Origin of the sequence: Paenibacillus sp. FSL E2-0178 (assembly GCF_038593005.1) — a bacterium.
GTDB classification, from domain to species: domain Bacteria; phylum Bacillota; class Bacilli; order Paenibacillales; family Paenibacillaceae; genus Paenibacillus_AQ; species Paenibacillus_AQ phytohabitans.
In genome coordinates this window covers 3,245,488-3,261,093 of sequence record NZ_CP151953.1, presented here as the reverse complement: position 1 = coordinate 3,261,093, position 15,606 = coordinate 3,245,488, and the positions used below count along the sequence as shown (strand labels likewise).

The window sequence follows — 15,606 nt, the reverse complement described above, 5'->3', positions numbered from 1 at the left end:
GAATGAACAAGCCTGTATACCCGTTCCGGGAGATAGGGATCGGCCACTATCCCATGGGCAATTCTCCGGTTACCCCGGAGGACAGCAAACGTCTGCCGTCCATGATGAACTTGAATCATGCCGCTCCAAGCTCTAAACTTGTATATGTACATATTCCGTTCTGTGACTCCATCTGCCCGTTCTGCCCGTATCCCAAGGCGTTCAATGAGCAGACAGCCCGCCAGGAATATTTGACTGCGCTGTTCCGCGAATTGGAGATGTACGGTTCGGCGCCGCAGATCCGCAACTGCTCCGTGGAGGCGCTTTATATTGGCGGAGGAACTCCAAGCGTTCTGGACGAGGAAGAGATCATGGCGCTCTTCGAGCAGCTGCAGGCCACACTCCCCATGCACAGTATTGAAGAAATCACGTTTGAGGGGAATCCCGCCTCATTTACCGCTGCCAAGCTGAAGCTGCTCTATGCTCTTCACGTCAACCGAATCAGTCTGGGCGTTCAGACCTTCAATGATGAGCTGGGGAGACGCCTCGGACTGCTTCAGACCAGCGAGGATTCACTGCGGACCATTCAGCAGTCCCGGGAGGCCGGAATATCCAATGTTAGCCTGGATCTGATGTACAATCTGCCGGGTCAGAGCATGGAGGAATGGCTGGAGGATCTGGAGAAGGTGGTGGAGCTTGGAATCGGTCATGTCACGTTATTCCCGCTGAAGATCATTCCCGGCTTCGGCCTCGCCAAACGCATTGCCAGCGGCGAGCTTCCGGCCTGCGGTGATCTTGCACTGGAGCAGCAGATGTATTACGAGGCTTGCCGTTATCTGGAGTCGCAAGGCTACGCGGTCGAATCCACCTATGATTTCGTGCAGCCGGGAGGACATCATATTTACAGCCGTAAGCATTTTGATGATCATCTGGACCTGCTCTCTGTCGGACTGGGGGCATTCGGCGAAGTGGGCGGCTATGCTTATCAGAATGTGAAGCTGCTTCCGGAGTATGTGAAAAAAATTACATCAGGAGAGCTGCCGGTTTCCTTAGGCTACCAGGTGACGCCGGAGGATCTGCCCAACCAGTTCCTGGCGATGGGCTTGCGCCGCACTGCGATTGACCGCCAACTGTTCCGCCGTAAATTTGGCACCTTCCCGGAGGAACATTTTCCTGAGCTGTTCGATAAGTTTGTAAAGGCAGGCTTGGTGGAGATTCGTGAGGAGACTATTGCGCTGACACGTTTTGAAGGATTGTTCTGGGGCAACAATGTATGTAAGGAGTTTTGCGAGGAACATATCAAAATTGCTTTTCCAAAATGATGGAGGGGTACTATGAACAGCAAAGTGACCAAGAACGTTTTCTATGAGGATCTTCAGGACGCCGGGAAATTCAAGCAGCTTGAGAAGCGGTTGCTCGGCGAGTCGAATCTGCCGGGTCCGCGGGCCAATCTGGGGGCGGCCTCCACATTCGCAGATGCCTTCGGGTCGGATTGGGTAACCGGCGATGCCTGGGAGCTGCTTGCCGAATGGAGCAGCAGAGCGGAGGCGGATGCGCCGACGGATGATCCCCGTGAGTTCCTGCCTTTCTGTGCGCTGCAGGCGATGGGGACCTATTACCGCTATGCAGATTCTTCGAGGCAGCAGATCATTCTGGAGCGTTGTCAAGCAGCCATGAATGATTCCCGCTGGCGGATGCGTGAAGCGGCAGCGATGGCGCTGCAGCGAATCGGGGAACAGGACTTTGGAGCGCTCCGAAGCTTGTTCGATGCGATGATGGGCAAGGCCAGTGCGCTGGAGAAGCGGGCTTTCGTAGCGGCGCTGGCCCACCCGCCTATGCTGAAGGATGCTGCCAATGTCTTGTATGCTCTGGAGCTGTCGGAGCACATCCTGGATGAGATTGCTGAGGGGAAGACCCGCTATGGTACGGAAGATTTCCGCGTCCTGTCCAAAGGTCTGGAATATGCACTCAGCGTATTCGTCGAGCGTGCCCCTGAGGCAGGCTTCCGGATGCTGGCCAAATTCGCTGTGACCGAAGATAAACGGATGCAAAAAATCGTGAAATCCAACCTCGGCAAAGCCAGACTGGCCAAAAAATACAGCCAGGATGTGGAGCGTATCCAGCTGCTGATGAATGCCTGAGGACGCTGATCAATAAGCCGAGACACCACAAACAGCCGGACCGTACGCGATGCGCGGGTTGGGCTGTTTGTAATTTGGAATTCAATGAAATAGTTGTCTGAAAAAATATACAGGCTTCATAACTAGCTCCGGTCGCTTGCAGATTAAAAGCAATAGAGCAAGATAGGCTCTAAGAGCTGGTGCGAATTCCAAGCTCCCACGAAATCCCCGGGTCCTTCGCACCTCAGAATTTGTGGAAACTATAAGGAATAGACAGTGTTTATATAAAGTCAACAATTGATTGATATCCTTTCTAGTATTATATTAGCGGAAGAGTAGGGAATTAATATGGAAAAGGCATAGGTTATGCTGATTTCCGCTGTCGCACTCCGTGTGGAGTGTGTGGATTGAAATAGCATTGTCATCAATTTGTCTGAGATCGCCAATGTCGCTCCCCTACAGAAGTGAAACCAAGGAACATCAGTAAATTCCACACAGTCCTTTAGATTAAAAATGAGGGCTATTCAACATTTTTAGTGGAAGGACTATGGGGGATAGATTAGAATGTGGGTGTGTACTTTTTTAATAGACCAGTAGAATGTCTTTATAAATAATGATTAGGAAGGGTAGAATGATATGTCGAAATCTCAACTGCCGCTGCCTGAATTAAAAAGATACCTGAAAGAAGCTTCCCAGCCAGAGCTGATCACTTTGATTATGGACTGTTATAAGATGAATGATGAAGTGAAGAAATATTTTCAGATGAAATTGCGGCCGGAGGAAACTTTAACTCAACTGTATGAGGAGGCGAAAAGGACGATTGCCTATGAGTTCTATCCCGAACGGGGGATGCCTAAAATGCGACTGGCTCAAGCCAAGAAGGCAATCTCCGAATTCAGCAAACTGACTGATGATTTTCCCAAACAGATTGACCTGATGCTTTTTTATGTCGAACAGGGAGTAAGTTTCACCAATGATTACGGAGATATCGATGAAAGATTCTATAACAGTATGGCTTCCGTGTACTCTCAGGTCGTTCGCAAGCTGATTGATCATGATGATGTAGAGCTTTATTATTATTTTCACCCAAGAATAGAAGCTGCTGTCCACGAAACATCTGGGTGTGGTTGGGGATTTCATGACGACCTTGCATACGAATATTATGAGCTCGTGGATCATTTTGGGGTATTGAATCAGGTAGTTGAGGGTAAGTAAGCGAGTGTCTTTTTGCAAAGACTTCGCGTTTCCCAGTCACGGGTAGAGCTGTTGGCCAAGTTTAAGCGTAGCGGTTACATCGCCCGCACACCTTCCGCGGCTTCTGTGACTATTTTTTGCAAGCCTTTCACCCTGCCGCCTGATAGCGGTTCTTTTTTTGCGATAAATGGGCTACTCTTGTCCGTTGCTCAGGATAGAATGTGCTTATATCTGACTGAAGTCTCGTCGCTCCATTCTCATCCCCACAAGTGAGTATCGTACCCGGGGCAAATCATGTTAAAATAATAGAAATGTGTTGATCAAATCTACATGCAGCGGGTGAATGGATTGAGATTAAGAGATTTCATGGGCCCCTCGGATACTTCCGCACAGCGGCAGGCCAAGTGGATCAAGCGTTTTTTGCGTACCTATTGGCTCGTAATTGCTTTGCATTTTGCTGCGCAGCTCTGGGCTTTTTTATTTCTTTCATATCCCATGGGGCCGCATGAATTTTATTATGATGTCCTGCTGTATCCGACGCTGCTGATGAGCGCGGTTGTCGGGTTGACCCAGTTCGTCGATGCGATTGCGCCAAAATATTCCTTTGTCCTGCTGTTTGTGTCCGGGACCATTATTGCCATGATGATTATCCATCTCAATATGGATATCCGGATTATTGGGGCGCTGATGCTGCTGCCGATTTTCGCGTCGGCGATCTTTTTTCGGCTGGATCTGACCTTATTTACGTCTGCCCTGCAGGCGGCTGCGTTCTTCATTCTCTACCGCTGGGATTACTGGTTCAAATATTATCTGAATGATTTCGATCTGATTGCCATTCCGCTATTTCTGCTGGTGGGCACGCTGGTAGCCAGCATTATTATTATTAACGGGCGGGAGCTGGCGAGTGATCTGGAAGCGACACTGACCGCCAAGCAGAATCTGATGATCGAGAATGCGGTGATCCGTAAGCTGTCCACTACGGATGCGCTGACCGGCCTGTACAATCATATCTCCTTCCATGAGTTCTACGACAAAGCGCTGGAGTATGGGAATCAGGGCGCGCCGTTTCATCTGGCTTTGATTGATATAGACAATTTCAAGCGGATTAACGATAAATACGGCCACCGTATCGGCGATGCAGTGCTGGCGCGGGTCGCGAAGGTGATTAAAGACAATATCTCTCCAGCGGATATTGCCTCACGTTATGGGGGCGAGGAATTTGCGATTCTGTTCTTTGAGAAGACATCCGAAGAAGCCTACGAGCTGGCAGACAGGGTACGTCAGCAACTGTCGGAGACTCTACATGAAGAGTTGGAGAATACTGCAGTGACCGTCAGTATCGGACTCAAAAGCTACTCCGAAGGAGCCACCAAAGAACAGCTGTTTGAGGAAGTGGATAAACTGCTCTATACTGCCAAAAAATCAGGCAAAAACACAACATTGACTCCGCTTCAGCAGACCCGGCATTTGCAGTCTGTATAAAAGCTAGTCCGGCAGATTCCCTTTATCCTCCGCAGCCTTCTTACGCGCCCGGAACCGTCTGACCTTCATCAGGTTCCCGCACATCTTGTCGTCGCAGTAGCGCTTCGAGCGGTTGCGGGTATCATCGTAATAGACCCAGAGGCAGTCGGGATTCCCGCAGATGCGGAAGCGTGAGGATTCCTTCTCCAGTAATGCCGCGGCAAAAGAAGCGGCTATCTCCGCCATAATCTGCTCCCAGTCTGCACGCTGGGGGAGCAATGAAATCCCGGCTTCGCCACCGGTACCCCAGACTACTTTCCGCAGAACAGGCCCGTTGCTCATATATACATTCAGCTGTTCCAGCAGAGCTCTTTCCGTTGGTTGTCCCTGCACCAGCCGTTGTATCTCGTCCCATAATAATCCGCGCAGCTGCTTCAGCCGCTCCAGTTCAACCGGCAGAATCGGTCCTGCCGCAGGTAATTTCTGTGCCGCCAGCCATTCTGCCAGCCACTCCGGTTCATCCAGCCTATCCCGGTCCTTGCTCCGGTCGCCTGTCCGCCAATTCCGCCAGTAGCTGTTAATGAAATCCTCCCACAGCAAGCTGCATCTTTCCTTTCACCACGATGTTTCCTTTGATTGTAACAGTTAAAAATAAGTTTTGCTAGTTACTTGAAGCGCTCCGGCAAATATGCTACATTTCTAATGTAACCTTCATTCAGGTTGTTTAACCGTTACGAAATTCGGATTTTCTAAGCTCTGTAATCAGGGAGCGAATGCTCCGAGAAACGAAGCCGATGCTTTCGAAGTCTGCTTTACTGCGAAGAAACTCGAGGTGCATAGGCTCCGCAAAACTTTTAGGAGGGTGAAATATGCAAAATAAGATTAGCGATGTTCTGGTGGAGAACTGGGATTATGTGATGGATGTGGAGGATTGGCAGCCGCCGCTTAAGGACGCGCTCGAAGGGGTGACTAGTGAACAGGCAAGCTGGAAGCCGGAGGGGGCAGCGGGCAATTCCATCTGGGAGACCGTCAACCATCTGACTTATTATAAGGAACGTCTGCTGCGCAAGCTTAAGGGCCTGGAGAAATTGCCTGACTTAGAGAGCAATGATGCTACGTTTACGGTAACGGAGAGCGGGGAAGAGGCGTGGAACCAGGCAGTTGCCAAGCTGAAGTCCGTTCATGCCTCTTTGCGGGAGATTATTGTGGCCTTGGAGGAAGGTGCTTATGAATGGGGCGGCTCCGGACATGCACCGGGCGAAGAAGTGATGAGTCTGATTCTGCATGATTCTTATCATACCGGACAGATCGTACTGGTCCGCAAGCTGCAGGGCTCCTGGCCGGGTCAACGCAGTTTTGACTAAAAGCTGATTTCCAGCAGAAACGGATGCTGTCCCTAGGACGGCGCCGTTTCTTTTTGTTTCAGTCCGAAACACGGGGGTTAATGGAAGACATACAGCTAACGAACCGAGAGGAGAGATTGAAGATGGAACCGAATACCAAGGATAGAAGCATTGAGGTCGAACGGACAGAGGTACACAAGAAATCGGATTCCAGTCTCGTCGCATCCACCTTTATTAAATATGCCGCGTATATTATCATCATTTTTGGACTGCTGTTCTTCCTGGTGAAATATGTATTCCCGATGTTCTAAGCAACAGAATCCGGCCCGGATATATATGTTAAAGGGAGTGCCCCACAGCCATGATTTCTACGGCTGCGCGGTCACTCCCTTTTGGCGCTTACGGATATAATGCGGAATAATACCTATACGTCTTTGGTGATGAATTCACGGGTTTCGGCAGAATTCCGGTAAAAGAACCAGCATTCATTCAGCAGTTTGATCTGACGGCGGTCTTTCTTGAAATAAGCCTTCATGAGCTGTTGGCAAAGCCACTGCGGCAAGGGTACCCCTCCTCTGGCATGCATCCTATGTACAGATAGCATATGGGGAAGGCCGCCCAAAGGTGCGGCAGCAGCATTCATTTACATGTGGCAATTAGCCGTACAGCTCCATCATATAACTGCCAGCTACTGCACACTTTCCTCTTCCTCTTCATACCATTGCTCAAGCTGGGCCTGCAGCGCGCGGATTTCCGTTAATAGCGAGATCAGCGGATACTCAGTCTCTTGTATAGAGGCAAAAGCATTTTCCAGACGGTTGATATATGCCAGCCCGGACTCCAGGTGATGCTCCTCACGCAGCAGCTCCAGGGAATCGCACTCGGCAATCGCCCGCGGCAGACCGGGTACATTCTCCGCAGTCAGCTTGTCAATTTCTTTATTCAGGCGAAGATTGAGGGCGCTCAGCTGGTAAGCATACTCCTCCGGCATCTCCACGAACTGCAGTTCCTGATCCTGCTGCAAAATAACATACCGCATTTTCGGCATAACTCATTCTCCCTCCGGACTTGTCTTCCTTCTTGACAGTGTAGCCTATGGGCAAGTTACAATTCAAGTAGAGATCTTATTTCCTTAAGGAGAGGAGCCATGAAGGAGCGCTATGATCAGTATGAGCAACGAAGAGCTGCAGCAGTGGATCGAGCAGGTGTCACTGAACAGCTTCGGCGTGCCTTTCCGGCATACAGCCAGCTTTAACAGCAGACTTACGACAACGGGCGGACGATATTTTACCAAAAGCCATAATATAGAGATCAATCCCCAGCAGCTTGCCATCCACGGCCGGGAGGAGACGGAGAAAATCATCAAGCATGAGCTCTGCCATTACCATCTGCATCTGGCGAAGCGGGGATATATGCACCGGGATGCCGATTTCAAAACACTGCTCGCCCGGGTCGGGGGCAGCCGCTACTGCCAGACACTGCCGGGAGACAAGGCGCGGAAACCGCAGCCTTACCGGTACAAGCTGGTCTGCACAGCCTGCGCCATGGAATATCCGCGTAAGCGCAGAGCCGATCCGAAGCGTTACCGCTGCGGGAAATGTTCGGGCAAGCTGAAGCTGGTCGCCCTGGAGGCAGGTGCGGGTCCGGCTACTTAATATTTAATCACCAGGCCCAGCAGTCCGGCGAAAGAAGCCGCCTGCTCCGCCGAGATCACACAGCCGTCCAGATCCTGGAGGTCAACCACGAGGCCGGTGAACTCGCAATCGCTCAGATCGATATCCTTCAGCTTGCACCCGGCCAGTGTGGCCTGATCCAGATTGCATTCCGAGAAATAGAGGCCGCTTAAGGTGGACTGGTAATAATCGGCGCTGACGAGCGAGCTGCGCTCGAAGGAGGCTCCTTTGAAATTAGCAAACCGGAACACCGCGAACTCCCCGATGCACCCGGTCACCGATACATTTTGAAACCTCGCTCTCGTGAAGTCCGTGCCAATCAAACGGCAATCCCTGAATTCTGTCCTATGCATGAAGGCATCGTTGAAATCGACATTGGACAGGTCACAATGATCGAAGATGACATCGGTCAGCTCAATGCCGTGCAGAGAGGATTCAGTGATCGTTACATTTTTGAAAATAACCTTATCAAAGGACACTCTGGCAGCATCCTGGTATTCAATTAGCGCTCCGGAAATGAGGCAGCGGCTGAATTCGTCCTTGGAAGACAGAGAGTGAATCTGCTGCGGCAGCAATAGCTCCGGTTCCGGGATTCGGGGTTGTTCGATCTTGTTATTCATGAATGCCTCCGTAGAATTAGTTCCATCCGTTCAAGTATGGACAACTTGGCGGCTGAATGAGTTAACTATCCTGCGAACCTGAGCTTTTGTCAATTGCAGCGGCTATAGCCCGCCTTAAGCATGTACGTACAAATACACCTGTGGATGGATAAAATCACACATCGTTTTGTAAGCGTTACCAAACTAAGATGGAAAAGAAGTCCATTTAAGTTAGAGGGGGCGCACTTATGAAACGATTCAGGTCCGTGATTGCGGGTCTGCTGGCGTTGCTGCTTATTTTTCCCAATCTGGGTCTGCCGGGAGCCGGGAATTCTGTCTACGCAGACGGCCTCGGGGGAACAGGCGCAGCGCAAATTCCAGCGGGTACTGTTCTGATTAAGAACAAGTGGAAGAGCAATTTTTTGTATGAGACAAGCGAAGGTGTTGTCCGCTACGGAATGACTAACCCGGCAGATACCTCTTCCCATTGGAATGTGGTCACGGAGGGCGGCTTATCACGGATTCAGAATGTGAAGACCGGCCACTTCATTACGCTTGAAGGCAATGCAGGCAAAGAGGATTCACTCAAGGCAGCTGCTGCCCCGGGCGGGGGGAGCACCGCTGACCAATGGCTGATAGATACTTCAAACAGAGCCGGCTATATGGTCATCCGCAGTGCAACGGCTCCGGAGAGCAAGCTGGTCATCCATGAGGAGAATCAGCTGGGTTATGCCCAGGCCAGCGCGGATATAAACATTACCTTTGAGAGCCCGCAATGGGCGTTTGTAAGTCTCAGCGCAGCTCCTGTCCGGATCGAAAGTGTGATGCGCCCGGGCAACGTCATGTTTGAGAATGAGGGGAAGGTACAGCACGGTGCACAGCCGCTCAGTAATGAGGCAGCACAGTGGTTTCTGGAACCGGGTACAGATTCCGGGACACTGTTGATCCGCAACCGGGCGACCGGACACTACATCAAGCAGAATGAAGAGCATTGGTATGGGGTCTTCTCGGCTGAGATTGATCCGGCCAAAGCAAATCTGAGTGAGTGGGTCCAAGAGCCGGCGCCGGGCACCTCCGGGGAAGGGCTTGTAACCTTCCGCAATCAGGGTCTGACCGACGGCGGGAATGCATTATGGCTCAATCCCCAGTATGACGGTGACAGCGATGTGCGCTCCAACAATTGGCCGGGCTGGGGAGGCAATCCAAGTGCGCAGTGGCGGATCGTCACGGTTAGCGAGCTGCAGCCGGTGCGGATTGCCACCTATACCGATGCGCAAGTAGCAACCGATTTCCTGTATGAAGCTGCGGGCGGCGAGCTCCAGCATGGGGTTATCGCCCCGGATGCAGCAGATGAGGGTCAATACCTGTGGTACGCCGAGGACTATGACGGCCATAAACGCATCCGCAATGCAGCCACCGGACATTACCTTAACTATGCGGATGGTGCGGCTGCTGCCGTGACGATGAATAGTAGTCTGCCTTCCGATCAGTGGGATTTCAATGAATCAGATGATTATGATGACTACCAGACGATTGAGAATGTAGGGACTCCGGGAAACTATCTGTCTCTGCTGGGAGGCGGACATGCCGGCGCAGGCTCTGATGCAAGCTCGCTGTCTGCCCAGTGGCAGCTGCTTGATCCGGACGTCCCGACAGACGGATCCCTTCATTATTACCGGATTCAGAATACCTGGCAGTCCTTCTACTGGTATGAGAGCAGTGACGGTGTGCTGAAATACGGCAATATGCAGGAGGATGGATCAGACCAGTGGCTGATTGAGAAGTACAACGGCCGCAAGCTTTTTCAGAATAAAAAAACAGGCCACTACATGAATGTAGCACAGATGCCGGAGGGTCATATTTCAGTGGCACCGCTTGGCAGTAAGGATAATGTGGACCCGGCGTACATCTGGACCGGCAGAAATACCGGCGACAGCACGTATGTGATCGCGAGTGTGCTGGATAAGGAGCCGAATAAGCGTCCACTGAAGTATATTTCTTTGCAGAATCTGACCAAATATGCCGAATATGGGGTGATCAATCCCGATTGGGGCAGTCCCAAGTGGAAGTTCGTACCCGTAACCGAGAAGAGACATGATTTGTTCCGCTTCAAGCTGAATGGAGTGAACGGAGTAGATCAGTATCTTAAGGATGATGCTGTCCCTGCTCCTGTGCTGAAGGTTACGCTTCCGGTTAATGATGCGACAGTTACAACGGATGTGTATGATCCGCAGGATCAGGCGGGCGGAGACCTGGAGGATATAGCAGAGAAGGCTGCTAAAGAGGAAGAGGCATTGCTCGCTCTGGATACAGGTGATACTGCAACTGCTGGTGCGGGTGGCGGTGGCGGTGCTGCTGATCCCACAGTCGGTCAGGCTACGTACGGAGAGCTTATTCCCGGAGACGATTCCTTCGTCTGGCAGCTGATCGACATACCCGGCAGTAACGGTGCGGTCAAGCTGAAGAATCGAGGTACCGGAAGGTACATTTCCCTGGAGAGTCTGGCAGCGGTCATTGAACAGGAAGAGCCCACAAGCCCCGTCCGTACGGAGCAGACGGTATATGACGTCTGGGCAAGCATCAGATGGATAGTTCATATACAGGAATCCGGACGTACTACCTTCAAAAGTGCCTGGGCAGGCCATTACCTGTATGGCGCCGCTGATGATAACGGCTATCCGGTAATCCGGATTAGCAAGGCTGCGGATGCTGCCGTCAGGGACAGTGCGCAGTTTACTGCTGAGCCGGTTTACGAACCGGTACCACCTCTTCCTGTCACCCCAGTCCGGTTCAAAAATGCAGGCACCGGAGATTACCTGTATGAGAACGAACACGGCGTGGTCCTATACGGCCAGCCTGCTTCAGATAACGGCTACTCGCACTGGAGTATCGTTACGGATGCAGGGCAGCAATATATCGTGAATCGTGCCACGGGCCACTATATTACTCTAAATAGTGATTACTCCTTCCTGGAGAGTACCGGCGGTGATCCGGCAGATACCGGCGCTTCAGCATGGGATGTCAGTCTCGCTGCAGATGCCAAGCATTACACCATCCGCAGTCTCTACGGTGAATATAACGATGAGTACATCAACTTGCAGAATAAGACGGGATATGCTGAGCGCGCATTGCTGCTGGACACTGAGGCGTCATTGCAATGGACACTCGAAGCTGCACCGCAAGAATTCAACATGCCGGAAGGCGAAGCCGGGAACACGGATACGGCTACACCGGTTCAGAACGACACGAATATCATTACCATCGCACCGCAAGGAATGGACGGCACGATAGTGGCTGAAAAGGACGGCAAGCTGGTTTATGCCGATGCTTCCGGAGGTCCCGCCCAGGCGCAATGGCTGGTGCAGGATTTCAACGGGCGGAACCGGGTGATGAACGTTCAGACGGGCCATTATCTTGCGCGCGATCAGGAGGGCGCTGTTGTCCTCGTGGATTCCGGTGACAAGGAAGATTCGCAGTGGAGTATCCAGGATAAGCTGGGATACCGGCTGCTGTTAAGTGCGGATAAGCAATCTGCACTTATTTATGGGGACGCAGGAGTTCAGCTGGGGGCGGCTGGAGCACAGGCTGCGCTATGGAGCTTCGTTCCCGTAGCTCAGGATGCCGTGTATGCCGGGCAAGAGGCATTCCATGGGGACGGGGTGCTGCGGTTTGCCGTGAATGCTGATGTAGCGGGGGAATACGACGTTGTGCTCCGTTACCGGAATGCTTCCGCCGCTGCGGCTGAGCTGGAGACCCGGGTCAATGGTCTTAAGCAGGGCGTTGTAAGCCTTGCTGCCAGCGCCTCCGCTTCCGTATGGCAGACGGCTGAGCTTACGCTGGACCTGCGGACAGGAATCAATACGGTTTCATTCAGTGGCGCAGAGGCGTCATTGAGCGGGATCACAATCGATAGTCTGACTGTCAAAGATAGCATCAATAAAACCTACCGCGGAGCTACGCTTCCTTATACCAGCTATGAAGCGGAGGATGCCGTTACGAATGGAACACAGGTCACGCCTTCGCGGAAATACCGCAGTCTGGCTTCGGAGGCTTCAGGACGCGAAGCAGTCATCCTGAAGAACACCGGCGAGTATGTGGAGTTTACGCTGGCCAAACCTGCGAATTCAATCGTACTCCGTTATTCCATACCGGACAGTCCGGATGGGGCGGGAGCAGAGGAAACCTTGTCGCTCTTCGTGAATGGGGAACGCCGGGTGCTTAATCTCACGTCAAAATACGCCTGGGAATATGGCAGCTACCCATGGTCGAATGACCCGAGTCAAGGCAGCGGACACCGCTTCTATGACGAGATTCATGCGCTGATCGGTGAGGCTCCGGCAGGAGCAGTAATCCGCCTAGAGAAAAGCGCGGATGATCATGCTGCCTCATATGTAATCGATCTGGCGGACATGGAGCAGGTTGCACCTGCACTGGCTCAGCCTGAGGGGTTCTTGTCTGTCACTGATTTTGGAGCCATTGCCGGGGATGATGGCGATGATACTGCCGCATTTAAGGCTGCGCTTGCCGCAGCCGAAGATCAGGATGCAGGCGTCTGGTTCCCGGAAGGCAGCTTCAATGTCGGCAGCGGAATGCTGGATCTGGACGATGCGGAGATCCGCGGCGCAGGCATGTGGTACACGACGCTGAACGGCGCCAAGTTCTACGGCCACGGCGGCAAGATCGGAGTATACGATCTGCTGATTGAGGGCGGCATTAACGTGCGCGACGATGAGGCGGTTACGAATGCTTTTCACGGCGCCTTCGGTCAAGGTTCGGTCATTCAGAATGTATGGATTGAGCATACCAAAGCAGGCTTATGGCTGACCCAGCCAAAAGGTGAGAAGGCGCGCACCAATGGCCTCTATATGGCCGGGCTGCGTATCCGCAACCTGATGGCGGACGGGATCAACTTCGCTGTAGGCACAGGGAACAGCATGATGGAGCAGAGCGATATCCGCTATCCGGGCGATGATGGTATCGCCATGTGGTCCTTCACCGATGCCGGGCTGAATGATGTCAACGGCAGCGAGCGGACGCCAAGCTTCAATAATACGGCACGCTTTAACAATGTATCTCTGCCGTGGCTGGCTGATAATATCGTCGTGTTCGGCGGCAAGGATAATAAGATCCAGGACAATATTGTGAAGGATACGGTGACGAACGGAGCGGGGATTGCTGTATCCACACGCTTCAGCGCAGAGCCGTTCCAGGGCACGACCGTTGTGGAGCGGAACACCCTGCTGCGTACCGGCAGCTATGATTCAGGCTATGGTGTGAATCTGGGGGCAATATGGCTCTATACCGGGGAAAATAACATCAACAGCAATGTGCTGATCCGCAATAACATCGCGCTGGACAGCACCTATTCCGGACTCATCGTCCACGGCAATCTGAATATGGAAGGAATCACTCTTGCAGATAACGTAATTGACGGAGCCGGCACGAACGGAATTGAGATTACGAAGGAGATGAGAGGCAGTCTGCTGGCCGATAACCTGATTATCCGCGGGGAGCGGATGAATCTGGTGGCGAACACCTCGTCAACATTTACGGTTCTGGAGAAGAATCAAGGTATCGCAAGCAGCGTCAAGCCATTCTCGATCAAGCTTGGGGATGGACAGACCGGACCTGTGGTATTAAAAGAAGGAACCAGCTCCAAGCTGCAGGTGCTGGATCAGAAGGGTACAGATATCACTGCACAGGCAGTCATCAGTATTGCAGGCAGCAGCCTTGCCACTGTGGAAGAAGGGAAGCTGCGGGCAGTTGCTAAAGGGAACACTACCTTTACCGTGTCCGCCCTTGGCAGCACAAGAGTGTATGATCTTGTGATATCGGCCGCTGCAAGTCCGGCTCCAAGTCCGACTCCAAGTTCGACGGCGTCTCCGAGTCCGAACGCGAACCCGAACCCGCAGGCAACTCCTGCGGCTACCCCGGCGCCCGTAATTGTGCCTGCGGCTAATAACGATGCGCAGCTTAAGAGTGTTGCCGCCGGGCAGAAGATAATTGAAGTGGCGGCTAATGCAGAAGGTACCGCACGCTTCAGCGGGACTGCTCTGCGGGCAGCGGCAGCGGCGAGTCCAGACGCTGTGCTGGTGGTGCGGAGCGGGGACGCGTCCTACCGTCTCCCGCTGGCCCTGGCAGACAGCGTCCTGAAGGCTGCGAAGCTGCCTGATGGAACGCTGGAGTTCAAGCTCGCGCCGCAGACAGGCGCGGAGCTTGCGGGGCTGCTTGCCGCTGCAGGCAAGCAGAACTATAAGGTGAAGGGAACGCCGGCAGGCTTCACCTTGAATGTTACGGACGGCAAGACCTCATTGCCGGCCGGAAGCTTCGGCACTGTACATGTCGAGCGTACATTCACCATTAACGAAGTAATGGACGTCAAGACAGCAGTGGCGCTGGTCTATAATGCCAAGGACGGAACCTTCCGTTACGTTCCGGCAGTATTCGAATCCGGGGCAGGTGTGACCCGGGTTACCGTTAAGAGCAGCTTGGCCGGAGGTATAATGGCCGTTGCCGTGAATCCGGCAAGCTTCGGCGATATCTCCGCCCACTGGGCCAAGGATGAGATCAATCTGCTGGCCAGCAGATTGATTGTGAACGGCCAGTCGGCCGGTGTCTTTGCGCCGCAGCGCACCGTCAGCCGGGCGGAATTCACGTCCATGCTGGTCCGCTCGCTTGGCCTGCAGCCGGATGCTCTACCGGCTGCAGCGGCCACTTTCCGCGATGTGCCTGCCAGCTCCTGGTACGCCGCTGACGCGGAGACAGCCGTATTGTTGGGGCTGGTTCAAGGCTACGCGGACGGTTCCTTCCGTCCGGATGCGCCGGTCACCAGAGAGCAGATGGCGGTCATGGCCGCCAGAGCCTGGAAGCTGCTTCACGCCAATGCAGCAATTAATGAAGCAGCTTCTGCGTCAGCACTGCCGGGGCCAGGCACTTTTAAGGATGCTGCCAGTATCTCTGCTTGGGCTAAGGAAGCTGTGAGCATATTAACCGCCACCGGCATTATGAACGGCCAATCCGCCGGATACTTTGTGCCGGGCAGCAATACCAGCCGTGCAGAAGCCGCCGTTATTCTGACCCGCCTGCTCCGTGCCGGCAAGCTGCTGAACGAGTAGCCGCTAGTCGTCACGGCTTAACGAACAACCTACAAGCCGCCGCAAAGGAACGCGGGATTTTCCCCGTCTTCCTTCGCGGCGGCTTATTTTTATCTAGGCAGTCGGCAGTGCTTTTAATTCTC

Annotated in this window: 12 protein-coding genes; 8 read left to right on the top strand and 4 right to left on the bottom strand. The window is 53.0% G+C overall.

What is annotated here, in order from left to right; translation table 11 throughout:
* Nucleotides 1–2 precede the first annotated feature (2 nt).
* The 4 genes from MHI42_RS14255 (at nt 3) to MHI42_RS14240 (ending at nt 4,775) form a co-directional block, all read left to right on the top strand.
* The gene (locus tag MHI42_RS14255) at nt 3–1,301 is read left to right on the top strand and encodes a coproporphyrinogen-III oxidase family protein (RefSeq protein ID WP_342424216.1); all 1,299 of its coding nucleotides are present in this window, start codon (nt 3–5) and stop codon (nt 1,299–1,301) included.
* Nucleotides 1,302–1,313: 12 nt separating this feature from the next.
* Complete coding sequence (locus MHI42_RS14250; protein WP_342424215.1) at nt 1,314–2,120, top strand: hypothetical protein; 807 nt, start codon at nt 1,314–1,316, stop codon at nt 2,118–2,120.
* A 615-nt stretch (nt 2,121–2,735) separates the two neighbouring features.
* A complete protein-coding gene (locus MHI42_RS14245; RefSeq protein WP_342424214.1) occupies nt 2,736–3,314 on the top strand; it encodes a DUF6155 family protein in 579 nt (192 codons plus the stop codon).
* 327 nt (nt 3,315–3,641) lie between these two features.
* Entirely contained in the window at nt 3,642–4,775 is a 1,134-nt protein-coding gene (locus tag MHI42_RS14240) for a GGDEF domain-containing protein (RefSeq protein WP_342424213.1), read from the top strand.
* 3 nt (nt 4,776–4,778) lie between these two features.
* Here MHI42_RS14240 and MHI42_RS14235 read toward each other — a convergent pair whose 3' ends face one another.
* A complete protein-coding gene (locus MHI42_RS14235) occupies nt 4,779–5,354 on the bottom strand; it encodes a CGNR zinc finger domain-containing protein (RefSeq protein WP_342424212.1) in 576 nt (191 codons plus the stop codon).
* A 269-nt stretch (nt 5,355–5,623) separates the two neighbouring features.
* Here MHI42_RS14235 and MHI42_RS14230 point away from each other — a divergent pair, with 269 nt between their 5' ends.
* On the top strand, nt 5,624–6,118 hold the full coding sequence (locus MHI42_RS14230) for a DinB family protein (protein ID WP_039296306.1): 495 nt from the start codon (nt 5,624–5,626) through the stop codon (nt 6,116–6,118).
* Between the two features lie 122 nt (nt 6,119–6,240).
* On the top strand, nt 6,241–6,408 hold the full coding sequence (locus MHI42_RS14225; RefSeq protein WP_167549522.1) for a hypothetical protein: 168 nt from the start codon (nt 6,241–6,243) through the stop codon (nt 6,406–6,408).
* 113 nt (nt 6,409–6,521) lie between these two features.
* On the opposite strand, the gene cmpA is transcribed toward MHI42_RS14225, so the two are convergent.
* Nucleotides 6,522–6,659, bottom strand: coding sequence for a cortex morphogenetic protein CmpA (gene cmpA / locus MHI42_RS14220; RefSeq protein WP_099052445.1), 138 nt, complete (start codon nt 6,657–6,659; stop codon nt 6,522–6,524).
* Nucleotides 6,660–6,785: 126 nt separating this feature from the next.
* The gene (locus tag MHI42_RS14215; protein WP_039296308.1) at nt 6,786–7,145 is read right to left on the bottom strand and encodes a hypothetical protein; all 360 of its coding nucleotides are present in this window, start codon (nt 7,143–7,145) and stop codon (nt 6,786–6,788) included.
* A gap of 121 nt (nt 7,146–7,266) precedes the next feature.
* Between MHI42_RS14215 and MHI42_RS14210 the strand changes: the two genes are divergently transcribed.
* Nucleotides 7,267–7,752: a SprT family protein gene (locus tag MHI42_RS14210; RefSeq protein WP_342424211.1), complete on the top strand. Its 486-nt coding sequence runs from the start codon at nt 7,267–7,269 to the stop codon at nt 7,750–7,752.
* Here MHI42_RS14210 and MHI42_RS14205 read toward each other — a convergent pair.
* Entirely contained in the window at nt 7,749–8,390 is a 642-nt protein-coding gene (locus MHI42_RS14205) for a pentapeptide repeat-containing protein (protein WP_342424210.1), read from the bottom strand. The genes MHI42_RS14210 and MHI42_RS14205 overlap by 4 nt on opposite strands.
* A gap of 227 nt (nt 8,391–8,617) precedes the next feature.
* On the opposite strand from MHI42_RS14205, the gene MHI42_RS14200 reads away from it, so the two are divergent.
* A complete protein-coding gene (locus MHI42_RS14200) occupies nt 8,618–15,484 on the top strand; it encodes an S-layer homology domain-containing protein (protein ID WP_342424209.1) in 6,867 nt (2,288 codons plus the stop codon).
* The last annotated feature ends 122 nt before the right edge of the window (nt 15,485–15,606 follow it).